The 25916-nt window shown below is 59.2% G+C and carries 22 protein-coding genes; 10 read left to right on the top strand and 12 right to left on the bottom strand.

All coding sequences use genetic code 11. From position 1 onward, the window contains the following. Window positions 1-56 precede the first annotated feature (56 nt). The 4 genes from acpS to AC6IY8_RS16620 all read left to right on the top strand — a co-directional run bounded on the left by acpS (window position 57) and on the right by AC6IY8_RS16620 (window position 4677). On the top strand, window positions 57-437 hold the full coding sequence (gene acpS / locus AC6IY8_RS16635) for a holo-ACP synthase (RefSeq protein WP_497775743.1): 381 nt from the start codon (window positions 57-59) through the stop codon (window positions 435-437). Window positions 438-506: 69 nt separating this feature from the next. Further along, window positions 507-1592, top strand: a complete 1086-nt coding sequence (locus tag AC6IY8_RS16630) for an MlaD family protein (protein WP_497775741.1) — start codon at window positions 507-509, stop codon at window positions 1590-1592. A gap of 229 nt (window positions 1593-1821) precedes the next feature. Beyond that, window positions 1822-3852: a M13 family metallopeptidase gene (locus AC6IY8_RS16625; RefSeq protein ID WP_497775740.1), complete on the top strand. Its 2031-nt coding sequence runs from the start codon at window positions 1822-1824 to the stop codon at window positions 3850-3852. Window positions 3853-4038: 186 nt separating this feature from the next. Then, the gene (locus AC6IY8_RS16620) at window positions 4039-4677 is read left to right on the top strand and encodes a hypothetical protein (RefSeq protein WP_497775738.1); all 639 of its coding nucleotides are present in this window, start codon (window positions 4039-4041) and stop codon (window positions 4675-4677) included. A 106-nt stretch (window positions 4678-4783) separates the two neighbouring features. Here AC6IY8_RS16620 and AC6IY8_RS16615 read toward each other — a convergent pair whose 3' ends face one another. Next, complete coding sequence (locus tag AC6IY8_RS16615; RefSeq protein WP_497775736.1) at window positions 4784-5326, bottom strand: response regulator; 543 nt, start codon at window positions 5324-5326, stop codon at window positions 4784-4786. Between the two features lie 131 nt (window positions 5327-5457). On the opposite strand from AC6IY8_RS16615, the gene AC6IY8_RS16610 reads away from it, so the two are divergent. Beyond that, entirely contained in the window at window positions 5458-6219 is a 762-nt protein-coding gene (locus AC6IY8_RS16610) for an HpcH/HpaI aldolase family protein (protein WP_497775735.1), read from the top strand. A gap of 76 nt (window positions 6220-6295) precedes the next feature. On the opposite strand, the gene AC6IY8_RS16605 is transcribed toward AC6IY8_RS16610, so the two are convergent. Further along, complete coding sequence (locus tag AC6IY8_RS16605) at window positions 6296-6685, bottom strand: cupin domain-containing protein (protein ID WP_497775734.1); 390 nt, start codon at window positions 6683-6685, stop codon at window positions 6296-6298. Between the two features lie 414 nt (window positions 6686-7099). Between AC6IY8_RS16605 and gpt the strand changes: the two genes are divergently transcribed. Continuing rightward, complete coding sequence (gene gpt, locus AC6IY8_RS16600; protein ID WP_497775732.1) at window positions 7100-7627, top strand: xanthine phosphoribosyltransferase; 528 nt, start codon at window positions 7100-7102, stop codon at window positions 7625-7627. A 53-nt stretch (window positions 7628-7680) separates the two neighbouring features. Here gpt and lipA read toward each other — a convergent pair whose 3' ends face one another. Together lipA and AC6IY8_RS16590 are read right to left on the bottom strand one after the other, a co-directional pair. After that, a complete protein-coding gene (gene lipA, locus AC6IY8_RS16595; RefSeq protein ID WP_497775730.1) occupies window positions 7681-8592 on the bottom strand; it encodes a lipoyl synthase in 912 nt (303 codons plus the stop codon). A gap of 67 nt (window positions 8593-8659) precedes the next feature. Next, complete coding sequence (locus AC6IY8_RS16590; RefSeq protein ID WP_497775728.1) at window positions 8660-9034, bottom strand: c-type cytochrome; 375 nt, start codon at window positions 9032-9034, stop codon at window positions 8660-8662. A gap of 92 nt (window positions 9035-9126) precedes the next feature. Here AC6IY8_RS16590 and AC6IY8_RS16585 point away from each other — a divergent pair, with 92 nt between their 5' ends. From AC6IY8_RS16585 to purF, 4 genes are all read left to right on the top strand, one after another. Then, entirely contained in the window at window positions 9127-9909 is a 783-nt protein-coding gene (locus AC6IY8_RS16585) for a DUF3891 family protein (protein ID WP_497775726.1), read from the top strand. Window positions 9910-10025: 116 nt separating this feature from the next. Further along, entirely contained in the window at window positions 10026-11522 is a 1497-nt protein-coding gene (locus AC6IY8_RS16580; RefSeq protein ID WP_497775724.1) for a tetratricopeptide repeat protein, read from the top strand. 81 nt (window positions 11523-11603) lie between these two features. After that, the gene (gene purL / locus AC6IY8_RS16575) at window positions 11604-13922 is read left to right on the top strand and encodes a phosphoribosylformylglycinamidine synthase subunit PurL (protein WP_497775723.1); all 2319 of its coding nucleotides are present in this window, start codon (window positions 11604-11606) and stop codon (window positions 13920-13922) included. A 111-nt stretch (window positions 13923-14033) separates the two neighbouring features. Beyond that, a complete protein-coding gene (gene purF, locus AC6IY8_RS16570) occupies window positions 14034-15479 on the top strand; it encodes an amidophosphoribosyltransferase (protein WP_497775722.1) in 1446 nt (481 codons plus the stop codon). A gap of 68 nt (window positions 15480-15547) precedes the next feature. Here purF and AC6IY8_RS16565 read toward each other — a convergent pair whose 3' ends face one another. The 8 genes from AC6IY8_RS16565 to AC6IY8_RS16530 are packed head-to-tail and all read right to left on the bottom strand — an operon-like array spanning window position 15548 to window position 25871. Further along, window positions 15548-16252 (bottom strand): dTMP kinase, encoded by a 705-nt coding sequence (locus AC6IY8_RS16565; RefSeq protein ID WP_497775720.1) that lies wholly within the window; start codon window positions 16250-16252, stop codon window positions 15548-15550. 7 nt (window positions 16253-16259) lie between these two features. After that, window positions 16260-16772 carry a hypothetical protein gene (locus tag AC6IY8_RS16560; protein ID WP_497775718.1) on the bottom strand — a complete coding sequence of 171 codons (513 nt, stop codon included), beginning with the start codon at window positions 16770-16772 and terminating at the stop codon, window positions 16260-16262. 23 nt (window positions 16773-16795) lie between these two features. Continuing rightward, a complete protein-coding gene (locus AC6IY8_RS16555) occupies window positions 16796-17560 on the bottom strand; it encodes a hypothetical protein (RefSeq protein WP_497775716.1) in 765 nt (254 codons plus the stop codon). Further along, window positions 17557-18825, bottom strand: coding sequence for an MATE family efflux transporter (locus AC6IY8_RS16550; RefSeq protein ID WP_497775715.1), 1269 nt, complete (start codon window positions 18823-18825; stop codon window positions 17557-17559). The genes AC6IY8_RS16555 and AC6IY8_RS16550 overlap by 4 nt, the downstream gene beginning before the upstream one ends. 41 nt (window positions 18826-18866) lie before the next feature. After that, on the bottom strand, window positions 18867-19241 hold the full coding sequence (locus AC6IY8_RS16545) for an STAS domain-containing protein (RefSeq protein ID WP_497775713.1): 375 nt from the start codon (window positions 19239-19241) through the stop codon (window positions 18867-18869). A gap of 10 nt (window positions 19242-19251) precedes the next feature. Beyond that, on the bottom strand, window positions 19252-20505 hold the full coding sequence (locus tag AC6IY8_RS16540) for an LbetaH domain-containing protein (protein WP_497775711.1): 1254 nt from the start codon (window positions 20503-20505) through the stop codon (window positions 19252-19254). Further along, window positions 20442-21692, bottom strand: coding sequence for a glycosyltransferase (locus AC6IY8_RS16535; RefSeq protein ID WP_497775710.1), 1251 nt, complete (start codon window positions 21690-21692; stop codon window positions 20442-20444). Before AC6IY8_RS16535 ends, AC6IY8_RS16540 begins: the two co-directional genes overlap by 64 nt. 15 nt (window positions 21693-21707) lie before the next feature. Next, window positions 21708-25871 carry a tetratricopeptide repeat protein gene (locus AC6IY8_RS16530; RefSeq protein WP_497775708.1) on the bottom strand — a complete coding sequence of 1388 codons (4164 nt, stop codon included), beginning with the start codon at window positions 25869-25871 and terminating at the stop codon, window positions 21708-21710. Window positions 25872-25916: the final 45 nt, after the last annotated feature.

Genomic DNA, 25916 nt, shown 5'->3' with positions numbered 1-25916 from the left:
TTCTGCATCTAATTGATCAAGGCGCGAAGCGAAGGGCTTCGTGTACGCTGAACATCATGATTGTTGGAATTGGCGTGGACTTGTGTGAGGTTGACCGGATTGAGGCGGCGATTGCGCGCCATGGAGAGCGGTTCCTGTCGCGCATTTACACCGAAGCCGAGCGCGCGTACTGCGAGTCGAAACCGAACCGCATGGAGCGCTTTGCAGGACGCTTTGCCGCCAAGGAATCGGCGATGAAGGCCATTGGAACAGGATGGCGTCGCGGCGTGGCATGGCGGGATTTTGAAGTTTCACGCGCGCCGAGCGGACAGCCGATCATCAGGTTTGCAGGTGAGGCGCGCAAGATTGCCGACGAAATGGGCGTGCGGCGGGCGCTGGTGACGATTACGCACATCAAGAGCATGGCGATGGCACAGGTGGTACTGGAATCCGAATGAGTGATACGCGAAGAGGAGCGCAGCAGCATAGGTTTGTTATGATTCGAAGCAGTCGCGATTGGAGATACCGTGCCTAGTCAAAAGCAACTTCGCTGGGCTCAGCTTCGAGTGGGGCTGACTGTTGTGTTCGCCGCAATAGTGTTGGCATTTCTCGTCTTCCTGATGAGCGGTACGACAGGGTTGTTTACGCCGACGCTGCGCTATGTGACCTACACGGACAGCGCGGGCGGGTTGCGCAATGGCGCGCCGGTGCGCCTGCAGAGCGTCGATATCGGCAACGTGGAGAATATCCGCGTGGTGAACCACCATGACGCGAACGGCGCGAGCACTCCGGTAGAGATTCGGATGAAGGTCAACTCGAGGTTTCAGCCCTTCATCCACGGCGATTCGCAGGTGCTGCTCTCGACCTCGGGCGTACTGGGCGAGACATTCATCGACATCGACTCGACACAGGCGAAGCAGCCAATGGCGCAGAATGGCGCAGAGCTGCCTTCCAAGTCGGTGCCCGATATTCAGGATGTGGTGCGCAGTTCACAGACGACGCTGCAGAACCTGAACGTGCTGATCAAGCGCGTGGATAAGATCGTGGGCGCGGTAGAAGATCAGCAGGGATCGGTCGGCAAGCTGATCTATGACAAGCAGCTCTACAACAACATGAACAGCTCGGTGGCTCAGGTGAACAGCATGCTGACGGACATCAACAATGGCCGCGGCAGCCTGGGCAAACTGATGAACGACGACTCGCTCTATGATCGCGCCAGTGCTGCGGTCGACAAGATGAACGCCATCGCCGACAACGTGAACAACGGCAATGGCACCATCGGCAAGTTCATGAAGGACCCGTCGCTCTACGACAACGCGAACCAGACTCTGGTAAAAGCGAACCAGTTGATTGACTCGATCAATCGCGGGGAGGGCGGGCTTGGGAAATTTGCCAAGGACCCGGAATTTGCGAAGAAGCTGGATACGCTGGTCACAAACCTCTCCACGATTTCGACTCAGCTCGAGGCGGGACAGGGCACGGCGGGTAAGCTGCTGAAAGATCCGTCGCTCTACAACAACACCGACAAGCTGCTGGTCGAAAGCAACGGACTGGTGCGGGCGATCCGCGAAAATCCGAAGCGGTATCTGAGTATCAAGCTGCACATCTTCTAGACAAATGCTGAATTTCAGCTTCCCTCGGCAAGTTCAGGCTTCCCACATTCGCCAAAAGATGGCGGATGTGGGTCACCTTGAAACGAAATCGTAAAGAATCATTACGGGCACTCGCAATTCGGCTACATTCCTGATAAGTTCGCAGGAATCACCGATAAGGGGCTCTTTCGTGCCTGTTCAATATGGGCGTGGTGATCCTTACCGGTTTTGAATCGAGGATAGATTCCGAATGCGTTTTCTGAACATTTTCTCCGTGGCTCTGCTCGCCTGCGGTGCTGCGATGGCGCAATCAGCGCCTCCGGCTCCGGTGAGCTTCGATAAATCGGCGATGGACCTAACGGCCAATCCCTGCCAGGACTTCTATCAGTACGCTTGCGGCGGATGGCGCGCATCGCATCCGATTCCCGCAGACAAGGCGCGCTATGGCCGCTTCGATGAACTGCGCGAGTACAACCTGCACGTTCTGCACGCGATTCTGGAAGACGCAGCCAAGCCGGGCAAGCACACGCCGAACGAGAAGAAGGTTGGCAACTTCTACGCCGCCTGCATGGATGAAAAGGCAGTCGATGCCAAGGGCATCCAGCCGATTGAGCCGTGGCTGAAGAAGGTGCAGGCAATCACCACCAAGCAGCAAATGCTCGACCTGGTGGCCGAAATGCACGCCAAGGGAATGCGCCCGATCTTCGGATTTGGAATGGGGCCGGACCTGCACAACTCCACCATTAACATTGCGCACGTGGACCAGGGCGGGCTTACGCTGGCTGACCGCGACTACTACGTGAAGCAGGACGCAAAGATGACGGAAGTCCGCGGCAAGTACGTCGAGCACATCACGAAAATGATGACGCTGGCGGGCGAAACTCCGGAGCAGGCAGCGAAGGACGCGGCTACGGTGCTAGCGCTTGAGACCAAGATCGCCGATGCCTCCATGGATCGCGTATCGCGCCGCGACCCCAAGAACCGCGACCACAAGATGACGATCGCCGAACTGCTGAAGCAGGCACCGGAAATCGACTTCCCGCGCTACTTCAAGCTGGTAGGCGCGAGGGACTTCGACTCGCTCAACGTTGGCAATCCCGACTTCTTTCAGAAGCTGAGCGGGTTGCTGGTGAGCGAGCCGATCGACAACTGGAAGACCTACTTGCGCTGGCGCGTGGTGAAGGGATCGGCCTCGCTGCTGTCAAAGCCTTTCGTGGAAGAGAACTTCGAGTTCCAGGGAAAGTTCCTCTCTGGCCAGAAAGAGCTGGAAGCCCGCTGGAAGCGCTGCACGTCGATGACGGACAACGCGCTGGGTGAAGCGCTCGGCCCGATCTACGTCGAGAAGGCGTTTGGCAAGGAAGCCAAGCAGCGCATGGATGTGCTGGTGGCTGCGGTCGAGAAGTCGATGGGAGAAGACATCCAGAGCCTTGAATGGATGAGCCCTGAGACGAAGAAGGCCGCGAACGGCAAGCTGGTGAAGGTCTCAAACAAGATCGCCTATCCCGACAAGTGGAAGGACTACAGCAAGGTCGTGATCAAGCGTGACGACTTTGTGGGCAATGCGCGCGAGGCCAGCATTTTTGAGATCAAGCGCGACCTCGACAAGCTGGGCAAGCCGGTGGATAAGACCGAGTGGGGCATGACGCCTCCGACGGTGAACGCCTACTACAGCCCGAGCGAAAACAACATCAACTTCCCTGCCGGAATCCTGCAGCCGCCTTTCTTCAGCGCCAAGGTCGATGAGTCGGTGAACTATGGCGGCATCGGCGTGGTTATCGGACACGAGTTGACGCACGGCTTCGACGACCAGGGACGCAAGTTTGATGGCGACGGAAACTTCACCAACTGGTGGGGTCCGGCGGATGGTCCTGAGTTTGAAAAGCGCGCTGGATGCGTTGCCGATGAGTACTCGAACTTCGTTTCCGTAAAGGACGACAAGGGCGAAGTGCACCTGAACGGCAAGCTGACGCTGGGCGAAAACACGGCGGACAATGGCGGTCTGAAACTGGCATACATGGCGATGACCAAGCAGCTTGGCGACAAGATGAAGCAGCCGATCGATGGCTTCACTCCGTCGCAGCGCTTCTTCATCGGTTTTGCGCAGGTGTGGTGCGAAAACGTGACGCCGCAGCGCGCTCGCGAACTGGCACTGACGGACCCGCACTCGCCGGGCAAGTTCCGCGTTATTGGCACGGTGCAGAACTCGCCGGAGTTCCCCAAGGCGTTCGGCTGCAAGCCGGGCGATGCGATGGTTCCGGTGAACGCCTGCCACGTCTGGTAAATCAACTCTGCTCGAAACGACGGCCCGCGGAACATCGCGGGCTTTTTTATTTGATCTGGCGCTGGCGCTCCGGTTCGGGAAGAAATGTGCCGCTCCGCGCACGAAAACAGAAGCGGTATGAAGCCGCCGGGAGTAGAGTATGGGCGCTCTGAAGTGAGAACAGAATTCTCGTTTGAGGGTGAACTCATGACTACCCGCTTTAGTTTCTCTCTAGTCGCCGGCGCTCTACTACTGCTCTGCTCGTGCGGTTCAGAACCAACCAAACCAACTTCCGTCGAAGCGGCCAAGCCAGCGGAAAAGAAGGAAGTCACCTTGCTCACGGCGCGTCCGTGCCTGGAGCGCATGTCATACATGGCCTTGAAATGGCAGCCCGATGCCCTGCCCTATCACATGGAGTCGGAGGTCAACGCCGAATCGAATGGGCAGGAGGGCAAGGCGACGGTGTGGAAAGCGTTCTTCGCCTCGGCCAGCCGCGGACTGTCGCGCACGTATATGTGCTCGGGCAGCCTGTTGAAGGAGAGTCCAGCATTTGGGGTGACGGCAAACCGCGAGTTTCCGTATGCGGCAGGCGCGACGGTGCTGACGTTTTCAACCCATGACGTCATGGTGGATTCAGACGCTGCGGCCAAGATCTCGAAGGAACACGGCGGCGCCGACCTGATCAAGCGAGACGCGAAACAACCCGTGTACTACGAACTCGGCATGGATACGAAATCGAACAAGCTGCTGTGGGCCGCCGTGTATGGAACGAGCCAGAAGAGCAATAAAGGCATTGCGATGATCGACGCGCGCAGCCCTAACTTCCTCGGCGTGTTCAAGCATTAGCAGTTTGTGTCCCGGCCCACGAGAGGTCGAGCGAGCGTTTCCTTGTTCCGGGTTAGCGTGGTGACAGGCGCGAACCTGGGGTGCCCGGCTGCTGTTCGTCTGGTCGTTAGGCGAGCCGAGGCATACCGAATTTCTGCACCAGGCAGTCGATGAGCTCGGCCATGTTCCCGGGAGCGATGACGTGGTCGTAGGCGTCAACGGGATCATCGCCCAGGAGCACGAGCAGCTTATTCGGATAAAGTCGCTTCAGCTTGCATCCGATCTCGGCTGGATGCACGTCGAGAATGACGGCATCCACGACGAATCCATCCACGTCGTAACGCGCAGCGGTGGCGAGCATTTCGGCCGAGCTGAAGGCCGTAAGCACGTTGAACTTTGCACCTTCCAGCTCAAGCTTGAGTGTGGAAAGCGCGTTGGGCATCGCGAGGTCGAGGACTACCACGGTGGGACGCACATACGGGACACTGTCGGTTTTGGTGCGCTGCATCCAGGCATCGATCTCGTCGGCGTAAGCAAACACCGACGCATCCACATCGAGGCGATGAACCGGCATTTTGTAGGTCAACTCCCATCGCTGGACGGTTCTCACTCCGCGATTGAGGTAGGAGGCAATTTCCTTCCATGTACTCAGGAGGCGACGTTCTGGCATGCGCTATTGGATGATGTTGAAGTGAGGACAATGCATGTGAGTTCCGCAAAAACATCGCAGGTTGATTGCTGCCGGAGAGGTGCTTCGATGTGTGTTGACGGGACGCATACAATCATCTCGGAAGAGCTGCGATGAAACGAATACGAAATTTTCTCCAAGAGCTGAGCGGATCCGGGTGCATGATCGGAACGCTGGTGAGTGTCCGGTCGCCGGAGGTGGCAGAGGCACTGGCCATCGCCGGTTTTGATTGGCTATTCGTCGATCTGGAACATTCGCTGATCGACGTTGCCGCAGCACAGGCCATCGCTCAGACAGTGGCAGAGCGGGCCTACACCGTTCTGCGGCTGCCCTCGAACACGGCGGAGCACTTTGCAAAGGCGCTCGATACGGGCTGCGACGCCGTTGTTGTCCCGCTGGTGAACAGCGCCGATCAGGCCAGAGCTGCGGTTCGCGCTGCGAAGTATCCGCCGATGGGCGCAAGGAGCGTGGGCATTGGGCGCGCGCATGGCTACGGGCTCGGGTTCGGCGAATACGTCGAGCGGGCGAACAGCTCGGTTGGGCTCATTTTGCAGGTGGAGCACGCAGCAGCCGTCGCACAAATTGAGGAGATAGTTGCAGTGAAAGGCGTGGATGCGATCTTCGTAGGCCCTTACGACCTCTCGGCGAGCATGGGACGAACTGGAGACATTGGGCATCCTGAGGTGCGGGCCGCCATCGAAGCGATTCGAACTGCTTGCGCGCAGGCGTCAATTCCATTCGGCATCTTCTGCGGCACGAGGGCGATGGCTGCCAGCGAGATCCAAAAAGGCTCGAGGCTTGTCGTAGTCGAAACCGACCTGCTGCTGATGACCAGTGCGGCGGTGAGCACGCTGGGCGAACTCCGCAAAGAATAAGCTGCCACAAACATCGTGGAGTGGTGCCGCCTCTGCCGAAGCTGACACCACTCCGATCGCTAGGTAGTCAGATCATCTACGCAGCTTTTCTTTGCTTGGCGTACTCTTCCATTCCCGTGATGTCGATGAAGATCACGGGTTCATTTCCGACAACCCAGGCGTCATGTCCCGGAGGAATACTGGCGACCTCGCCGGGATGGATATCGCGCTCGGAGCCGTCATCCATTTTGATGTGCATGGTGCCACTCAACTGGAATCCGAGATGCGAGGCCTGGCAGGTATTGGTTCCGGCGATTGGCTTCACGTGCTGTGACCATTTCCATCCGGGCTCAAAAGTTGCGCGCCCGAAGGTCACGTCACCAACCTTGAGGAGTTCAAGCTGGCCCTTCGGAAACTCCCGCCGTTCCTGTGGTTGAGAGAAGTTGAGCAATTCGAATTTGTTTTTTTGTGTCTGCGTGACGGCCATGGCTTCTGCTCCTTTACAAATGATTCCGGAGAAATTCACTTTCGATTCTCGTCTCGCTGGAGTATGGGGAACTCCCAACACAGAGCACAGGCTTGAACGCGGGATGTTGTTCCGAAAGCAGCTCCGATGCAATGCAAAATTTTGGGACAGTTTCAATCCTCATTGCTGTGCCTTGCTGATGACAGACTCGGCTTAGGGCTAAGCGCGTTCTGCGCTGTCGAATGTGGCAATCTGAAGTCCGCATAACCGCATCCACAATCGAGGGCTGCGGCGAAGGCGAGTTGCAGCCCTATTCTTCTGCCAAGTTCCTCCTTTCCCGGTAAATTGAGCTTTCCAGAGCTGAACCAATTCTTGGAGCCGTCCGCGTTGCTTTCTGTTTGGCGATACGGTCATTTCGCACATAAAGTATTAGCTATGCACAGCGAAAATCAGTCCCTGGCCGACACGATCACCAGCCCATATCGCGATGACATCGTGATTTCATGGCCCGAACTGCACCGGGATACGCGCATTCTGTGTCGCGAACTGGTGGAACGAGGCCCGTTCAAGGGCATTATCGCCATTGCGCGTGGCGGCTTGATTCCGGCAGCGCTGGTCGCCCGCGAGCTGGAACTGCATCTGCTCGACACGATCTGCGCGTCCAGCTACTACTCGGCGGCTGAAGACGGCGCACAAAACAAGCGCCACGAGGTCACGATCCTGAAGGGTGTGGAACACGACGGAGAAGGATTCCTGCTGATCGACGACCTGGTCGATACCGGCAACACCGCGCGCGTCATCCGCAAGCTGCTGCCCAAGGCGTATTTCGCCACGCTATACGCCAAGCCAAGAGGACGGCAGGTGGTCGATGTGTGCGTGAAGGAATTCAGCCAGGACAAGTGGATCTACTTCCCCTGGGACATCGACTACAAGTTCGTTCCGCCAATGAAGAAAAACCGCTAGGCAGCCGAAAGGCGCGCTAGCGGTTATAACGATGTTCTTCTTTGCGCCAGTTACTACCTGTTGTTGTTCTTTGTGCTCTCCGCCTGCTCATGCGCATGGTAGCTCGACCTGACGAGTGGGCCGGATTCGACGTGGCGGAAGCCCATCTTCTGCGCTTCCTGCTTGAGCAGGGCGAAGTCCTCGGGCGGATACATGCGCTTTACAGGCAGATGATCGCGCGAGGGCGCCAGGTACTGGCCGATGGTGAGAATGTCCACCTTCTGCTCGGAGAGATCGCGGCAGACCTGCAGCAGTTCATCCATATCTTCGCCGAGGCCAACCATGATTCCGGTCTTGGTCACCGTATCAGACGAGAGCTCTTTGGCGCGGGCGAGCAGGTGCAGTGTGCGTTCGTAACGGGCACCGCTGCGGGCGACGCGATAGAGGCGCGGCACGGTTTCGGTGTTGTGGTTCAGGATGTCGGGCCGGGCATCGAGTACGATTTGCAGGCAGTCTTCGCGTCCCTGGAAGTCGGGGATGAGCACCTCGACGGAGCAGTCGGGCTGGAGGCGGCGAATTTCGCGGATGGTTTCGGCAAAGACCTTGGCTCCGCCGATGTTGTCGTCGTCGCGATTCACGCTGGTGACAACGGCAAATTTCAATCCAAGTTCGGAGACAGCTTCGGCCACGCGGCGCGGCTCGTCGTAATCAATCGCCTCAGGACGCCCCTTGGGAACGGCGCAGAATCCGCAGCGCCGGGTGCAAAGATTTCCCAGCAACATGAATGTCGCGGTGCGATGGTTCCAGCACTCGCCGATGTTGGGGCAGTGGGCGGATTCACAAACGGTGTTGAGCGAAAGGCCGCGGGCCAGCTTCTTAAGTTCGTGATACTGCTCGCCCATGGGGGCCTTGGCGCGCAACCAGCGCGGCTTGGGCGCCGGTGCGGCAGGGACGGTCTGGATCTGGATCAGCTCGGAGGTCGCCATCGGGTTCTCTTAAGTGTACGATGCGCGGGCATCGACAAAGACTCATTCTACGCCTTGGCCTCCCGGGCTAGAGCGTCTTGAGATAGGCGAGCAGGGCGGCGATCTGCGAATCGGAGAGCGTGCCTCCGAAGGCCGGCATCTTGGCCCGTCCACGCTGGATGACCTCGGTGATGCGGTCGTCATTGGCTGGCATGCCGCTAGGCAAGTACTGTTTTTTGTAGATGTTGCGCAGGCTGGGGCCATGCAGACCGCGCTTCGAATAGGGCTCGTGACAGCGCGCGCAGTTGGCATCAAAGACATGGCGTCCCATGGCCTGGGTGGGGTTGAGCCCGAGTTCCGCGTCAGACTTTCGCGGCTCGGCATCGCAGCCCACGAGAGCGAGCAGCACGAGTGCGCACAGCGAAATGGCGATGCCGCGGAAACGGGTGAGAACGAAGTACATTCGGGGCTGTCCTGGCTGCAATCAGGTACCATCTTAACGCAATGGTCATTGCCGAGGCGGGCCAGCAAAATCGAGAACGTGAGGCACGGAAATTGATCTTTCGGAGCAAGTTGTCGGCGCAGGAATCCACGGGCGACGCACGTCCGGCATTTGAGGCAATTGCCGAGGTGCAGCGCAACGCCGCTGTAACCGACTGGTTCGTGACGCAACCGGACCATGCGCGGATTTCGGGTGAGTTGGCGGCAGCCTTCGACGCCGTGAAAGTGCCGAATGTGAACGACGCCGTGGTGCGGGCGATTGCCATGCACGACGTGGGCTGGATGCCCTTCGACGGCGACATCGACTCGCCGATGCAGCCGAAACAGAACGACTCGGGCGCGCCGGTTTCGTTCATCAACACGGCACCGGAGCGCTTTTTGCAGGCGTGGATGGGGTCAATACAGGCGGCGCAGAGCACGGGACCGCTGGGCGGCCTGCTGGTGAGCGCACACTTTGCACGCCTGACGCATCCGTTTCTCGAACACGGCTCAGGCACGCCGGAGCAGAAATCGCAGGTCGAGCAGTTCCTGAACCGCGAGGCGTCGCGGGTGGACCGGCTGCTGCCGATGACCGGGCTGGCGCTGGAAGAAGTGCATGCGCTGGTCGATGTTCTGCAATTCTGCGACGTGGCCTCGCTGTATATGTGCGCCAATCCTGCCGCGCCGATCGAATCGCCCCAGACGATCAATGGCAGCAAGGTGCAGCTATCGTTTGAGCAGGGCGCATTCCGCATGAGGCCCAACCTGCTGGACCATGTTCTGGTGCTGGAAATTCCATGCCTGCGGTTTGTGGATGGTCGCGCCGAACGCGAGATGGTGCCGGTGAAGGTGCAATAGGCGCGGGACTCGCTTCGTTCAACAATGAAACTCTAAGAATAAACATTGGCAGGCAGGATCTCGCACGGCGAAGTTCCGAAGTGCATCTTATTGAGAGTTGATGCCCGGAGCGCGCCATGGCACTTTCAATGCATTCCCTTCTTGCGGTCCTCCTGCTGTTGCAAGCAGGAACCTGCTGGGCTGACTCGATCCATCTGAAGAATGGCACGACGATCTCCGCCAACACGGTGACGGAGAAGGGCGACACCGTGGAGTACAGCATCGGCAACACGCATTACTCGGTGCCGAAAGCATCGGTCGCAAGCGTTGAACATGCCAGCCAGTTCGGCATCTCGATTGGCACGTCGAAGAGCGGACTGATTGCGCCTCCGAAGGAACCTGCCCCAACCGTCGCCGCTCCCGGCACTCGCCCTCATGTCTCCCATAGCCAGCTTGCAACGGCCCTGCCGAAGGTTCCGCCCGTGCAGGGCGTGGACATGGAAGCACTTTCCAGGCAGGTGGTGAGCTATGGCCGCGTCAATGATCACATGCTGTTCGAGATTGAAGCCGGAGGAAATGCAACGCGCGCGGCTGCGGCCAACTTCCTCGCCGCGCAGTATTCGTTTGAGCATGGAGACGGCGAGGCCGCGCGACGCTATATGCGCAGATGCGTGGATTTTGAGCCGCAACGACCCGAGCTCCACGACTGGTATGCCGTGCTGCTGCTCGATGGTGGACAGTACCAGGAGGCGGTAAGCGAGGCGCAGAAGGCGCTCTCCATGGCTCCGCATTCGGTGCAGGGGATGCAGATCGCCGGGTTGGCCTATTACGATGCTGGTCGATTCGCCGAGGCGATTGAGAGCTGGGAGAAAGCACAGAAGATTAGCCCTAACCCGACCATCAAGGCCTACCTCGAAAAGGCGCATCGCGAGGGAGATGTCGAGGGCACCTTCCATGAGCGCGAAGGATCACATTTTGTGTTGCGGTACGAGGGACGCGATACAAGCTTCAGCTTTGCGACGGAGCTGATGCAGACGCTCGAGCGCCAGTATCTGGAACTGCAGCGCGAGCTGGGATTTGCTCCGGGAAACACGATCACCGTGATTCTCTACACGCAACAGCAGTTCTACGACGTGACGCGCGCGCCGCAATGGTCTGGCGCGCTGAACGATGGCAAGTTGCGCATTCCGGTGCGCGAACTGACGAGCGTCACGCCGGAACTGCAATCGGTTCTGAAGCATGAACTCACGCATTCATTCGTGCACTCCCTCACGCATGGGCGCTGCCCGCACTGGCTCAACGAGGGGCTGGCGCAAATGGAAGAGCCGCGCAGTTCGAGTGAATTTGCCGCACCGCTGGCGCAGATGTTCGAGGCCGGCAAGCAGGCTCCGCTGCGCGTGCTGGAAGGCTCGTTCCTGCGCTTCAACGCGCAACAGGCGCAGGTTGCTTACGCAGAGTCACTGGCCGTAACTGAATATCTGCGAACGAGTTTTGGCATGCATGCGGTTCGCCGGGTGCTCGACTTGATTGCCGATGGCGACACTCCAGAACAGGCACTCGTGCAGGCTACGCAGTCGGACTACGCCCGCCTGGAGCGCGGCGTGGGAGCTTACCTGGCGAAGAACGCGCAGTAATCCGGCCCTTGTCTGCGTGGCGCAAACCCGGTGGCGGCTTTCGCTCTCGGGATTGGGCATGCGAGAATAAAAGGGTCTGCCATGCCTACCCCAGAAAAAGAGCCGAAGATTACACCGGAGATTATCCGCAGTCATGGACTGACTCCGGAGGAGTACGAACGCATTGTGAAGTGGCAGGGCCGCGTGCCCACCATGACCGAGCTGGGCATTTATAGCGTGATGTGGAGCGAACACTGCTCCTACAAATCATCGCGCGTCCACCTGAAGCGCCTGCCGACCAAGAGCAAGCTGGTGATGCAGGGACCGGGCGAAAACGCCGGCATTATCGATATCGGCGGCGAGTGGGCCTGTGCGTTCAAGATCGAATCGCACAATCATCCATCCTTTGTTGAGCCGTTCCAAGGGGCGACCACTGGCGTTGGCGGCATTCTGCGCGACATCTTCACCATGGGCGCAAGGCCGGTGGCGGTAATGGATTCGCTGCGCTTCGGGCACGTGTCGCCCGAGCACGACAGCCGCATGGATCGCTCGACGCTGCACAAGAACCACTCGGTGATGGATGGCGTGGTAGGCGGCGTGGCCAGCTATGGCAACTGCTTTGGCGTGCCGAACGTGGGCGGTGAAACCCGCTTTGAGAGCTGCTATGCGGGCAATCCGCTGGTGAATGCATTCGCGCTCGGGCTGGTAAAGAAAGATGAAATCTTCTACGCCTCAGCCTCAGGCGCCGGAAATCCGGTGATCTATGTCGGCTCGAAAACCGGCAAGGACGGCATCCACGGCGCGACCATGGCGAGCGAAGAATTCAGCGAAGGCAGCGAAGCAAAGCGCCCCAATGTGCAAGTCGGCGATCCCTTCATGGAAAAGCTGCTGCTCGAGGCCTGCCTCGAAGCAATGAAGACCGGCGCGATTGTCGGCATTCAGGACATGGGTGCGGCGGGCCTGACCTGCTCGACCTGCGAACTCGGCGGCCGCGGCGGCGTAGGATTGGAAATCGAACTCGATCTGGTTCCCCAGCGCGAAACCGGCATGACCAGCTACGAAATCATGCTCAGCGAGTCGCAGGAGCGCATGTTGCTCGTCGCGCAGAAGGGCCGCGAGGAAGAAGTTTTCAAGGTCTTCCGCAAGTGGGGACTCGACGCCGTGACCGTGGGGCAGGTGATCGGCGAGAACACCATGCGCGTGAAGCATCATGGCGTTACGGTGGCCGAGATTCCGAACGAGGCGCTGACCGATGACGCTCCGCTGTATCACCGCGAGGTGGGCGAGTGGACCGCTCCGGTGCCGAAGCAAAAACCCGGCGCATTGCAATTGGGTACAAAGAACCATTTCAACAACGAATTCCATAAGCTGCTGGCGAGCCCCAATATCTGCTCGAAGCACTGGGTCTATGAGCAGTACGACTCCATGGTGCAGACGAACACGATGCAGGGGCCGGGCGAGTTGGCGGGCGTCATCCGCATTAAGGCCACTGAGCGCGGATTGGCCATGGCACTCTACGGCAACGGGCGCTGGTGCTATCTCGATCCCAAGCTGGGAGCCATGCACAACGTGGCACGTGCCTCGCGCATGGTGGCCGCGACGGGCGCAGAACCGGTGGCGGCGACCAACTGCCTGAACTTTGGCAATCCTGAGAAGCCGCCCATTATGGCGCAATTCTCCGACGTGATCGACGGCATGGCCGAGGCCTGCACCGCGCTCGAAACTCCGATCACGGGCGGCAACGTGAGCTTCTACAACGAGACGTTGGGCGAGGGCATCTACCCCACGCCAACGCTGGGCATTGTGGGCATCCTCAAGGACGTGAAGAAGGCAGTCCCCTCCACTGCTCGCGCCCCTGGACGCACGATTGTGCTGATTACGCCTGGGCAGAAGGCGCATAGCGGTGAGGAGCAGGTCGAGTTTGGCTCGTCAGAATACGCCGTGAACGTGTTGGGCGAGATGTGGGGCGTGCCTCCGATTCTCGACCTGAAGGCCGAAAAGGCGCTGCAGCAAACTTTGCAGGCGGTGGCCGCAGAAGGCCTGGTTGAGTCGGCTCGCGACGTGGCTGAGGGCGGAATCGCCGTGGCACTGGCCAAGATGGGCTTCCCAAAGGGCCTGGGTGCCGAGGTGGAGCTGATTTCAGCCGGGCTTCCTGCCGAGTGCGTGCTGTTTGCCGAGGACGCCTCGCGTGCTTTGGTAACCTGCGATTCCAGAAACGTGCGAACAATCGAAGATACTGCGGTAAAATATGGATTGAACGCACAGGCTATTGGATCTACCACGGAGGGAAGCTTCGCCATCCGCATTGACGGCCATGCTGTCATTGAGGGTTACGTTTCTGCTTTCAAGGTAAGCTGGCACGAGGCGCTGGAGAAGGCTCTGCAGACCGAGCCGGAAGTGGTCGCAGGCCTCGGCCAATAACCGGTGCGAGCGCAGTAACACTACAGATTTTCACAGGAATTCGGCACGGCTCCGGCCGTGCCATTGCCGTCAGATTGCGCTTCGGCGTTGTGACGTACAAGGCGGGCCGTAATGGTTGAGTTCGAACTGGACAAGCTACACGAAGAATGCGGCGTGGTGGCGGTGTATGGCCATCCGGAGGCGGCCAAGCTGTGCTACCTCGGGCTGCACGCGCTACAGCATCGCGGACAGGAGTCGGCGGGAGTCGCCTCGAGCGACGGTCGCCGTCTGCACGTGTACAAGTCCATGGGACTGGTGGCCGATATCTTCACCCCGGCAGCGCTGCAGAAGCTGCCCGGCTCGCATGCGATTGGGCATACGCGGTACTCCACAGCGGGCGACTCGGCACTGCTCAACGCGCAGCCGATCCAGGTGGACTGCAACAAGGGCCAGATCGCCATTGCGCATAACGGCAACCTTGTAAATGCCGCCGAGCTGCGTAAGAAGTTCGAACTCGCGGGGTCAATCTTCCAGACCTCGAGCGACACTGAGATCGTGCTGCACCTGATCGCGCAGTCGCGCGAGAAGACGCTGCCCGAGGCGATGGCCGATGCCCTGCGCCGTCTTGAAGGTGCGTTCTCTTTTGTACTGGCGACCAATGATCACATCTTCGCCGCGCGCGACCCACGCGGGTTCCGTCCGCTGGCGATGGGGCACATCAAGGGAAAGAATGGCGCGCCGGATGCCATTGTGTTTGCCTCCGAGACCTGTGCGTTCGACTTGGTGGGTGCCGATTATGATCGCGACGTGAAGCCCGGCGAAATGGTGGTGGTTGGGCCGGAAGGCGTGCACTCGCATTTCTTTGCGCCCGCGCTGACGCAATCACAATGCATCTTTGAGCAGGTTTACTTCGCTCGTCCCGACTCGCTGGTGTTCGGCCTGAGCGTGCAGGCGGCCCGCGAGGAGATGGGACGCCAGCTTGCACGTGAGGCTCCGGTAGATGCCGACCTCGTCGTCGGCGTGCCCGACAGCGGACTCACCGCTGCCCTGGGATATGCGCGCGAGAGCGGCATTCCTATGCAGTTCGGACTCATCCGCAATCACTACGTCGGACGCACCTTCATCGAGCCCGAGCAGCGGGTGCGCGACTTTGGCGTAAAGCTCAAGTTGAATCCAGTTCGTCAGTTGCTCGCCGGCAAGCGCGTCATCCTGATCGATGACTCGATCGTGCGCGGCACCACGAGCCAGAAAATTGTGCGCCTGGTACGCGATGCCGGAGCGACTGAAGTGCACATGCGCATTTCGTGTCCGCCGACGACTTCGCCCTGCTACTACGGAGTCGATACTCCCGAGCGCCGTCAACTGATTGCCGCGCGTAAGTCGGTGCAGGAAGTGCAGGAATTCATCGGCGCTGACTCGCTGGCCTATCTGTCGCTCGAAGGCCTGCGCGCATCATGTGGCGAACCGGTGGGGGATCCGCACTATTGCACCTCGTGCTACACGGGGAAGTATCCAACCGACTTCGTGGACGTCCACCAGATTCGTCCGGCTGAGGCTGCAATTGCCGAGCCTGTTTAGCGATCGCTGCAAGCAAAAACAAAACCCACATCTTTGGATGTGGGTTTTGTCTTTGAGTTGATGATGCGTCAGGCGGCAACGCGCGGCAGCGTGATTTCACCCTCGGGACGCTCCAGCACGCGCAGAAAACTCCTGATGACGGCGCGCTTGGCTTCGTCGAGATCGAGTGGCGGAATCAGGGTAATGCTCTTGAGGCGCTGCGCCAGCCGGTAATAGGAGCGGCGCGACTGCCGCATGAAATCCACCGGATACTCGGGCTTGCGGGCGCGAGCTGCTTCCGGATCGGCATCGAGCACAAACGCAAGCTGCGGGCGCGGCGCGATCCAGGCGAGGAACGCGGCGTAGGCCAGCGAAAACTTATTCTGCAGCGGAAGATTCGTTAGCTCGTCGTAGATGTAGCGATCCATCACGATGACTTTCGGCTGTCCGCGGCGCGCGCGCATCAACTTGATGCGCAAGCTGATGGCGTCGGCGAGGTAGAGCAGATGGCGCGAGAGCGTGAGATACCAGGCACGCACGTTTTTGTCGCGGCGCTCGACGGGACGCCCCGGCGCACCGATGCCCTCTTCACTGCCGAGCACCTTGTGCACAAAGCTCTGGCGGTAGCGGGTGCCCACCACAACGTCATCCCAAAAGGTGATGAGCTGCGACTCGAGGCCGAGTTCGGCGATCGCTTCGCGCAACGCGGTGATCTGCGTCGTTTTGCCAGCGCCGTCGAGCCCCGAGAAGCTGACGACAATCGATTCCTTCAACTGCCCCGAAGAAGATGACATAGTTGGCCTATTTTGCAGCCGCAGTAGCAGTGTGCGGCGGAGTACTGGGAGTGGCGTGGCTGAGTCCGTACACCGCGCCCGCGGCAATGCCCGCTGCGGCGACGGCTCCGAGCTTGATAAGAAGCGAGCGATACTGGCGCTGCTTGGCCGGAGCGATGGCATTACCGGCGGGGCGCGATGCTGCTCCCCCGGCGGTCTTTACCTGCTCGGCCGCGGCGGCACCCAGAGGTTCCTGGGCGGCAGGCTGCTGCGATTGTTGCTGCCGCTGCTGCACAGGAGGTGTGGTCTGCGGCTGTGGTGCGGCGGGCAACGTATTGTTATCGGCCGGGCCCTGCGTCGCGGGTTGCGAGGGCTCGGCTGGAGTGAGCGGGCCAACCGAGGGATCAACCCTTACGCCGCTTGGCTGCTGGTTGCTGGGAGGCGCATTCTGCGGCGTGTTCTGCGCATAGGCATTGCCGGACATCAGCAGCGCGGTAACCAGCACTGGAATGGCAAATTTGGCTGACTGTTTCGCGTACATTTTCGAAACTCTCCTTACGATTTCTACTTCGTTGAGCCGCCGGCAATCTTTCCCGCTCGCACCGGGTCCATGGTGGCGCTTTCGAGGACAGGTGACTGCGGGGCGGCATTCATGTTGCGCAGTACGCGACCAACATCGGCCTCGCGATCGTAGAACAAATGCTTCAGGCGATTCTGCCCATAGCGCCACAGGTTGGGCAGGTTCGTCTCATACCAGCAGGAGCGCGACATATGCGGAGAGAATCCGCAGAAGACGCGAAACTGGCGGCCAAACATTTCGGGCCCGGCGAGCAGCGCCGCGGTGAGACGGTGATTGCCTTCGAGAATCGTCAGCGGGCTCTGCTCATCGACACCGATAAGGAGAACAGCGCTGCGGTCCTGCTCCTTGCGCAGGCGATAGCACAGAGCCTGCACGCGTGCGATGAAGTCACGCTTGCCGCCGGAAAATTTCACGGTGCGAATGCGGTTGACGATGTCGCGAAGAAGGAAACTTTCTCCTGCAATCTTGCGCCATTGTGCGCGGGGAAACACACGCACGTACTGCAGATCGCTGGGCTCCAGTTCGACCTCCCACCACTGCGTATCATCAGGAAGTTCGCGCCACATATGCCCGCGACGCCGGAACAGCAGCGCGCGACGCAGCGCGCTCTCACGCTCATTGGTAAGGTCTGCCTCTAGCACCAGGCGCTCAAAGCTGTCGCGGTCGGCGTGGAATTCTTCCTGGTAATACTCGTTCTTCAGGAACTCAGCTATGACTTCGGATTCATTAGAGCGTCGCAGTTTCCTCATGCTGCCTCCTCACCCAGGCCACGGGCACTACGAAAAAAGGGATATGCAACAGCCATCAACAGCAGGCCGCGCAGCACCTGCTGGATCACAATTACCTGCATCAGGGAAGCATGAAAAATGCTGACGGAAAGGATGATGAGCAGGCTAACTACCAGCTGCAGCCATCCTGTGTTTGCAATTCTTCGTGACATCTCGTACGTGATCAGGACAACGCAGACCGCGTACACGGCTGTGGCAACGGCATTCATCGCAAGCAGCTGCTCAACTCCGGCACCTACGCGATGGAAGTCACTGCCAAACAACGTTCTCATTACCAGTCCAGGGAAACTCGCCAGAAAGACGACGAACACCGTGGAGAGTCCCGCGACGAACAACAAAGGCACGATCAAAACGCGACGGCTGTCACTCTCAGCACTGCTGCCAGCAGATACCGGAAACATAGCGCTGGTCACCGACCAGGTGGCAAAGTACAGAAGCCTTCCCACCAGCGCGACAGCGGCGTAGATGCCCGCATCGTCCGGCGCGAAGTAGTGCTTCACCATCAGAATGTCCACGTTGTTGATGATGACCTGGCCAATAAAGAAGATGATGGCCTGAATGCTTTCGAGAACCGAACCGGGCTGATACGGTGCAGAGACTTCGCGCAACTCGCCATCATCGGTCGGCAGCAGGAACGCGGCAAATACCGACAGCGAAATCGCCGCCACGGCACCAAACACTCCGGCACCGCTCAAGACTAGGATCATTGCTGTAATCAGCTTTACAAACGCTTCGGCGGCAAGGTTCAGGCTCAATCGAAGGAATTTGCAATTGCCCTGCATACCGCCACGCCGCACACCAAGAGGGATGTAGAAGAGCATTCCGATGCCGAGCAGCTGAATCAGGGTTGCCGACGGCATGCGTAAATAGTGCGATATCCAGTTGCTGGCCGCGAGCATGGAGGCCGCGAGCCCGCAACCCACCATCCAGGCACGCCGCATCATCGACTGATACACGGCGGCGCGTTCGCCCGACGTGACCGCCTTGGCGATCAGCTTGGCTGTGACGAGTTGATACGCCAGATTGATGCAGGAGGCGAGCATGAGCAGAGTCACAGCCGCAGCCGCATGGCTGAAGCTGCCCGGCCCGAGCAGATGCGCGACGCCGATGTTGTAGCCGAAGTTGGCCAGCGACACCAGCACCGAACCGGCCAGCATGACCACGCTTCCGGTAAACACCTTCCGCTCGGACCCCTGCGCCTTCAGGGTCTCGAATGCAGTGCGCATGCGAGACTGCGGCCAGGGCCCCAGAACCTGCTCGCGTACGCTCACGCGATTTTCCTTTCACTCTGGCCGAAGCTCTCGGACTCGGGATGGAACTGCCGAACCATGTTCGGCAGATAGCCGCTGAAGCTGCGAGCCGCGTCTGCCGACGTGGCATAGGTCTCAAACAATCGGCTGGTGCGCGTCAGGTCAAGCACCACCTGCGCCTGCGGGCTGAGAGAAGCGAGCTTCAGGTCACCATCGCGACGGGAAGCTTCCTTCATGCAATAAACCAGCATGTCCACGCCAGCTGAATCCAGCTTGCGAACTTGCGACAGATCGAAAACGAGTTGCGGACGATCATGTTGCAAAAGTGGACGTACCTCATCCAGAAAAGCGCGGGCTTGCCGAAGGTTGAGGCTTTCCGGAACTCGTTTCACGATTACAGGCCTACTCGTTTCCATATCGTCTCGTCACCACCATTTCTCGATATGACTTAGGTTGTGAGTCTGCGGTTGCCAGCGATGTCTCTTCCAATGCAGGAGTTCGTGTTTCGAGCACATCTTCCTGTGGCTCCTTCGAGTTTTCTGCCTTGGATTCGACAAAGAACTTCCAGAAAAGATTTGGAAGAAAGTTGATCAACCAGTTTGCACCACTGAAAAGTTGAATCGATGCGCGCGAGGTCGTGAGCGCCAGCATGTGCGGATCGTCGATGTGCACGGTAGCGTTGCGCTGCAAGCTATGTACCTGTTTGAATCCGACGACCGCGCGTTCAAGCTCAAGCCCTGCTCCAATGCGCGTGTAGGGCAGCACCGTGGAGTTATCGACCATGGTGGCGCAATCCACTTCGGAGTTGCGCTCCAGAGAACTTCCCCGCGTGACCACCGCTGCATCGCGTATCTTCACTCCGTCGCCGATGAAGGCCGGGGCAACAATGCGCGCCTCGCGATGAATGTGGACACCGCGACCGACCCACACGCCGGGACGAAGCTGGCGGCCACAAGGACGAATCTTCGATGCGCCAGCGAAGGCGTCCAGAGCCAGCCCGCGCAGGTTCGCCGCATCGGTCAGCAGGTTCACGTAACCGCGCGTCTTGTGCTCTGCGCATTCGACGCGATCATCCTTCAACTCGCCTCGCAGCAGGGCTGCGGCCTCGGTCTGGCTGCTGGAAGAAACCACGTAAATGTCCAGTGGCTGGCCATTACGTGCGCAGGCCCTCATGAGTGCCGCACCCGAATTCCTGTGCTCGCGCACCATCATCGGGTAATTCACCTCAGCCCAGGCGCCCAGGCGGATGATGAGAACGCTCTCCGACTGGCGGCTCAGGCGGCGGAACTGTTGCAGCGCCTCGCTCCAGAAGTTCTCGGCGGAGGTGACGCTGAATGCGCAAGCCTCGAACGTGTGCTGAGATGGCAGCGGCGTAGTTTCGCAGATCACTGCAATCTCACCAACGCCGTTCGCGCGAAGTCGATCGAGAGTACGCATCAGCACGCTACGGCCAAGCACGTCGAGCATGGCGAGCGGGAACTCGCCAAACTGTTCCTCTTCAGGACGTCCGCCAACCAGCACCAGCGCACGCACGCCGCGAAGACCGGCGGCCCCTAACTTCACCAAAGCATCTTTTGCGAATTTGCGGCCGCCTAGATCCATGGAGACCACCTCGGCGCAGCAGCGCGGAAGATGGTGGATCGCATCGGCACCCATTGCGGCAATCGCCGGAATCGTGAAAAAGGCCGCAACGCATTGTGGCGGTGCTGCATGTCAAACGAGCGAAGATACTGCCGCATGATCATCGGCATGGTCTGACGCAACGCGGCTGAGAAGTTGGCTTCGCCCATCTCGTGCTGCAGCGCCTGGTTGGAGAGCAACTCAACCACGCAGTCAGCCATGCTGTTGGCATCCCCTGTTTTGAAGAAGCTGATGGCGAGTTGTTCATCGTCGCTCATCTCGCGGAAATCGGGAATGTCGGCGCAGACAATGGGCAGTCCGAACTCGCAGGCCAGGTGAGCCACACCGCTCGACCCGGTCGCCGAGGAGTAAGGCATCACCATGACGCTTGCGGTCGAGAACAGTTCCGCCACTGCCTCTTCCTCTACATAGCCGGTAAATCGGATATAGGGGTTGTCGGACACCGAGGCTGCTACACGCTCGACATAGCCCGGAGTTGCGGGATGATTGCTGCCGGCGATGACCAGCCGCGCCTGCGGGCAACGGCGATGAATCTCCTTGAATGACTCGATCAGCAGCTCAAGCCGCTTGTAAGTTCCCCATTTGCCGAATGCCAGAATGCGATGCTCGGGGTTGCCGCGCTTCTCGAAGGCCGGCGGCTCGGGACGCGCCGAAAGAATGCCGTGAGCACGAAAATGAACATTATTGCCGTTGTACTTCTGCATCAGGGTGCGGCGGTACGCGGGCAGCAGAACTGAGATGGAGTTGGCCATCAGCAGCATCCGCGTTGCAATGTAGCCAGCCGCGCGATAGGTGCGCGGAAAGCGCACGCCCGCATGCTGCAGATCGATGTTGTCCATCAGGTGATGAAGCGTGATGTGCGTATAAGTTCCCGAGAGCCGCACCAGCAGCGGCATCATCAACCCAACAAAGGCAGCAACTGCATTTGTTCCGAATGTCGAGAACAGCAGGTTGAACCACACCACATCCGGCTTGAGTTCGCGGATCACGCGAAGGATGCGAATTGGGTTCGACAAACTGTTGAAGTCCCAGCAACGAATGACATCGAAATCATCCAGCTCTGGTTGGTCGGTTTCCAGTCGGTCACCCAAGATTGTGAGGCTGAGCAGCGGGTCGCTCTGCAACTCCCGGGCGATATGATATCCGTACTCATTCAGCCCCCTGCGCGATGGCGGGAAAGCCGTAACTAGACAAATCTTCATGGAGCCCCTCTGGCCTTAAAACAACGTCAAACGAATGACCGGACGCAGAATCGTTTGATTGTGGCCAGCGAAATTAAAGTAATTCGCATGCTCAACTCCGAAAGAGAACCGAATGGGATATTCCACCGGAACCTGGCCGAAGCTGTCGTTCACTTCTCGCCGCATTGGCTTGATGTAAGAGATGAGGAAACTGCTCTGCACGTTGTCATAATCGTGAATGCCTTCGCCGCGCGAGAAGGCGAAGTTGCCATTCACAGTCCAGCGCCGCGTGGGCTTCCATTCCACTTCAGCCGCCGGACGCATCGCTTGCGCAATCCAGTAGCTCAAATCCTGCACACGCCATGAGCGGATGTATTCGCCGACAACCGCAACGCGCAGCTTGTCGCTGAATTCATGCTGAATGCCTGCCGAAGTTGTCGTTGAGTAAAACTCGCGGATCAGCGGACGGAACAAAAGATCACGCGTGCCATAAGCGGTGATGAATTGCGTGCGTCCCCACGGACGCCCGACGATGAACTGTATTCGCGCACCGAGTTCGCGCGAGTGCAGACGCTGATCGGTGAACGGGCCGCTCTCATGGAAGGCCTCTCCCTGCACTGTGAGCCAGTTGCCAATGGCATTGGTGGACACATAAGCGAACTGGCGGAACAGGTTCTGGTTGAGTTCGATCGGGCTCTCCTTGTCGCGTCGAATCGTGAACTGCAAACCGGTATTAAACGTGAACGTCGCTGGGCCGAGCCTGAGTACCGGGTTCAGAGCAGAGTTCATCGTGTAATCCCAAGTATCACGATTCAGAATCAGAGTCTGGCTTGGTAACGAAACCTGACCTCGTGCGTTACGTAACTGGAAAAATCCACTCAGAGTTGGATATTTGCCGAGATCGGCCTTGTATCCGCTCGTCCATAAGGTTTCGAGAGAGGAACGGGGCGGGGGGATGGCTCCGCCCTGTGCATTGTGAAATATTTGGCGGTCAAGCCCCAGGATTGTCGCGTCGTCGATAATCGCGTGCACGTACACATCGGAGCTGAGGCTGACGCGCTGATTCACCTGAACCCCTTGCTCTCCCGCAGCTTGCTGCATTGCATACTCGGCGGTCTCATCGTTGCCACCCAGTTGGTTGGCACGCGCAAACGCCGTCATCGCATAAAACGGCTGATGCTGTTGGCGATAAATATTTCCTTTCGCCATCGCATAGTCGAAGTTGTTGCTGTAATCAGCCGCACTGCCAAGAGTCGCAAGCTGCGCCTCGGCCTCTTTCGTATGTCCCTGTGCGATGTTGGTGTTGGCAAGTCCGATAGTGACCACCTCATCGGCAGCACCCGCTTGGTGCGCGCGTTCAAAGTAGCGACGTGCCAGATCGAACTCATTCATACCCAAGAACAAATTGGCGGCTTCAATGAAGTCGTCGGCCGTCACCGGCGATGCTTCGCCGACACGCGACTCGGCGAACGCCAATGCAATCTGCTGCTGCGCTGCGTCGTACTTGTGCTCGTGCACAAAAACGCGGGCGAAGAGAAGGCGAGCTTCGACGCGATCCGCATCCGGAGCTTCCAAGGCACGCGAGAAGCGCTGCATCGCTGCGTTCTGATCGCCAAGCGTAAGGAGCGCCGTGCCTGTGTTCAGCAGGACCGCCGAGGAATCGGGGCTTGCTTTTTCGGCAGCCTCGATATAGCGGAACGTCTGATCGCGATGATGCAACTCGGCATGGGCATTGGCCAGACGGGCATAAATTTCCGGATCGTCCGGCGAAATGGACAATGCATTATTCAGCGTTTGGATCGCCGGAGCATAGCGGCGGCCATGAAATTCCGTATCCGCCAACGCGAGGTGCAGCTTGAGATCATCGGGAGCATACTTGAGCGCCGCGACGTACTCCTGCTCCGCTTTGTCGATCAGCCGCAGATCGCGATACGCAGTGGCTCGCGCCAGGTGAATGGCACCCGACTCACCGAGCAGCTTCTCTGCTTTGTCTGCTTCCTCCAGAGCTGGGCGCCCGTGATGAAGCTGCAACTCGGAGAACGAGAGCCCGAGATGAGCGACACCATTTGAAGGCTGCAACCCGAGCGCTGTATGGAAATCCTGCATCGCTGCTTCGGCGTTCTGCAAATCGTTGAGGACGTAGCCGCGGTTGACGTAGGCTTCCACCATCTTCGGATCGCGATTGATTGCATCCGTGTAGTCTTCCACCGCCTGCTGCAACAACTGATTCTGCTTGTGCACGTGGCCGGTGAGCAGCGGGAAGTTCGGCTCCTTCGGCAGAATGCGCGAGTAGCGCTCGGTCAGCGTGAGCGACTCGTCATAGCGCCCAAGGTTGTACAAGTCATAGGCGAGATACACGGACGCATTGCGATCGTTCTCCAACTGCGCCAGCACCTGGTATCCAAGCCGCGCCGATTCTCCATACTTGCCCTGATGGAAGAGAACGCGCTCGCGTTCGCGCATGATGCGAGGATCGTCCTGCATGGTGCCAGTTGCGCGATCGACCCACGTGGAGGCCGCCGGGAATTGTCCTGCCTGGATGGCCGCGTTTGCCGCATTGGCGACGACAACTGCATTGTGCGGTGCGCGTTTGTAGGCCGCTTCATACGAGGCATTGGCGCGATCAAACTGTCCTGCCGAAGTAAACAGGTCGCCCAACGCGAGATGCGGAACGTAGTCGTCGGGATAGTCGTTGGCAAACTCGTTGAAGTAACGCTCGGCCGTAGCGTTGTCGTTGGCCTCCCGCGCCATGTATCCCAACGCCTCGAGCGCATAGCGATTCTTCGGATCCGACTTCAGAACCTGCCCGTAGAGATTGCGCGCCTCACCCATGCGCTTGGAATGCCACAGCAGGTTCGCGTATTGCAACGCAATCGCCGTGTTGCCCGGATCGAGCCGCATGGCTTCCTTCAGGTCGTCTTCCGCGCCTTGCAGGTCGTTGCTGCCAATGCGTATCGACGCACGCACGCGCAGGAACTCGGCACGCGCCGGGCCTTCGATCTGCATTTGATTGACGAGCGCTTCGGCGGCAGCAATCTGCTCATGCGCCGCTTGATCGTTCCCTGTCTCGCGATAAATCTCGGCGAGATTCAGCCGCAACTGGATTGGATACAGTTGTCCTTCCGGAACCGCTCCCGATGGCAGATGCGAAATCGCAAACTGGTATTCGCGAATGGCATCGGCGTTGCGATTTTCCGTGCGCGCCAACTGCGCCTTCAATGCATGCAAACGGTAGTGATTGGCATCGAGCTTTTCGGCCCTCGCCAGAAACTCGCGGGTGCGTCCGAGTTCGCCAAGGCGCAACTCCGCCTGTGCAGCGCTTAATTGCAAGCCAATCTGCTGCGGTGCAAGGCCTGCGGCCTTTGCGTAAGTATCAGCCGACTGCTTTTTGTCGCCGGCCAACTCATACGTATAGCCGAGATCCGCGAGCACTTCCGTGTGCTGACCCGGTGCGGTTTTCAACGCGGAAATGGCGCTCTTGTAGTCGTGCTGCTCGCGATAGAAATTTGCGACCGCGCGGAACACGGATGGATTTTTCGGATCGCGACGCTTCGCCTCATCGAGCATCTTCTTGGCCTGCTCGGGCTGCTTCATCTTGAGGTAAGCGACGGCGAGCATGACCTCAGCGTGCGACGACGGACGCGCAGCTTCGGCGCGCGTAAGCAGCGCTATGCCCTGCCGCGTATCGCCGGTTTGGATAAACAATTCACCGGCCATCAGCAGATCGTTCTCGCGTTTCGGCCCGGCGTTAACCACCTGCATCAGCAGGCGCTTGGCTTCCTCAAGGCGCCCCATGCGCTGATAGGTTTGCGCCAGTCCGCTGAGGCCGTCGAGATTGTTGCGCTCGAGTTTGAGCCCCTGCTGATAAGCCTCAACCGAACGCGCATACTGCCCCGCGAGCCGCGAAGAATAGCCAAGCAGAAACCACAGCTTCGCGTTCTGCGGCGCTGCTTTCACGGCGCGCTCAGCGGCCTCGGTGGCCGCCTGGGCGTTGCCGCGCTTCAGCGAATCTTCGGCGGCGCGCGCATTGCGTCCAACTTCAATGCTTGCGCCCCAACCGAGGCCTTCGCTCGATTTCTTCTGGTTCTGGTTCTTTGATGGCGTGTGTGCGCCATTTCCCAGGTCGATGTCCTGAGCGCGCAGCACAACGGCCGACGACAGCAGACACAACGAACTGGCAATCACGAGAATTTTTTTCACTTGGTCACTCTGGAGTGCGGTCATCGCAACAATCGGAGAACTGCT

It is taken from the genome of Koromonas soli, from assembly GCF_059726265.1.
This window is presented reverse-complemented; position numbering and strand designations above follow the sequence as displayed.

What these genes read in the sequence shown, in the direction of transcription:
- acpS (WP_497775743.1), top strand. Translation starts at nt 57, where the DNA reads ATGATTGTTGGAATTGGCGTGGACTTGTGTGAGGTTGACCGGATTGAG.
- AC6IY8_RS16625 (WP_497775740.1), top strand. Translation starts at nt 1,822, where the DNA reads ATGCGTTTTCTGAACATTTTCTCCGTGGCTCTGCTCGCCTGCGGTGCT.
- AC6IY8_RS16620 (WP_497775738.1), top strand. Translation starts at nt 4,039, where the DNA reads ATGACTACCCGCTTTAGTTTCTCTCTAGTCGCCGGCGCTCTACTACTG.
- AC6IY8_RS16615 (WP_497775736.1), bottom strand. Translation starts at nt 5,326, where the DNA reads ATGCCAGAACGTCGCCTCCTGAGTACATGGAAGGAAATTGCCTCCTAC.
- AC6IY8_RS16610 (WP_497775735.1), top strand. Translation starts at nt 5,458, where the DNA reads ATGAAACGAATACGAAATTTTCTCCAAGAGCTGAGCGGATCCGGGTGC.
- AC6IY8_RS16605 (WP_497775734.1), bottom strand. Translation starts at nt 6,685, where the DNA reads ATGGCCGTCACGCAGACACAAAAAAACAAATTCGAATTGCTCAACTTC.
- gpt (WP_497775732.1), top strand. Translation starts at nt 7,100, where the DNA reads ATGCACAGCGAAAATCAGTCCCTGGCCGACACGATCACCAGCCCATAT.
- lipA (WP_497775730.1), bottom strand. Translation starts at nt 8,592, where the DNA reads ATGGCGACCTCCGAGCTGATCCAGATCCAGACCGTCCCTGCCGCACCG.
- AC6IY8_RS16590 (WP_497775728.1), bottom strand. Translation starts at nt 9,034, where the DNA reads ATGTACTTCGTTCTCACCCGTTTCCGCGGCATCGCCATTTCGCTGTGC.
- AC6IY8_RS16580 (WP_497775724.1), top strand. Translation starts at nt 10,026, where the DNA reads ATGGCACTTTCAATGCATTCCCTTCTTGCGGTCCTCCTGCTGTTGCAA.
- purL (WP_497775723.1), top strand. Translation starts at nt 11,604, where the DNA reads ATGCCTACCCCAGAAAAAGAGCCGAAGATTACACCGGAGATTATCCGC.
- purF (WP_497775722.1), top strand. Translation starts at nt 14,034, where the DNA reads ATGGTTGAGTTCGAACTGGACAAGCTACACGAAGAATGCGGCGTGGTG.
- AC6IY8_RS16565 (WP_497775720.1), bottom strand. Translation starts at nt 16,252, where the DNA reads ATGTCATCTTCTTCGGGGCAGTTGAAGGAATCGATTGTCGTCAGCTTC.
- AC6IY8_RS16560 (WP_497775718.1), bottom strand. Translation starts at nt 16,772, where the DNA reads ATGTACGCGAAACAGTCAGCCAAATTTGCCATTCCAGTGCTGGTTACC.
- AC6IY8_RS16555 (WP_497775716.1), bottom strand. Translation starts at nt 17,560, where the DNA reads ATGAGGAAACTGCGACGCTCTAATGAATCCGAAGTCATAGCTGAGTTC.
- AC6IY8_RS16550 (WP_497775715.1), bottom strand. Translation starts at nt 18,825, where the DNA reads ATGCGCACTGCATTCGAGACCCTGAAGGCGCAGGGGTCCGAGCGGAAG.
- AC6IY8_RS16540 (WP_497775711.1), bottom strand. Translation starts at nt 20,505, where the DNA reads ATGGGTGCCGATGCGATCCACCATCTTCCGCGCTGCTGCGCCGAGGTG.
- AC6IY8_RS16535 (WP_497775710.1), bottom strand. Translation starts at nt 21,692, where the DNA reads ATGAAGATTTGTCTAGTTACGGCTTTCCCGCCATCGCGCAGGGGGCTG.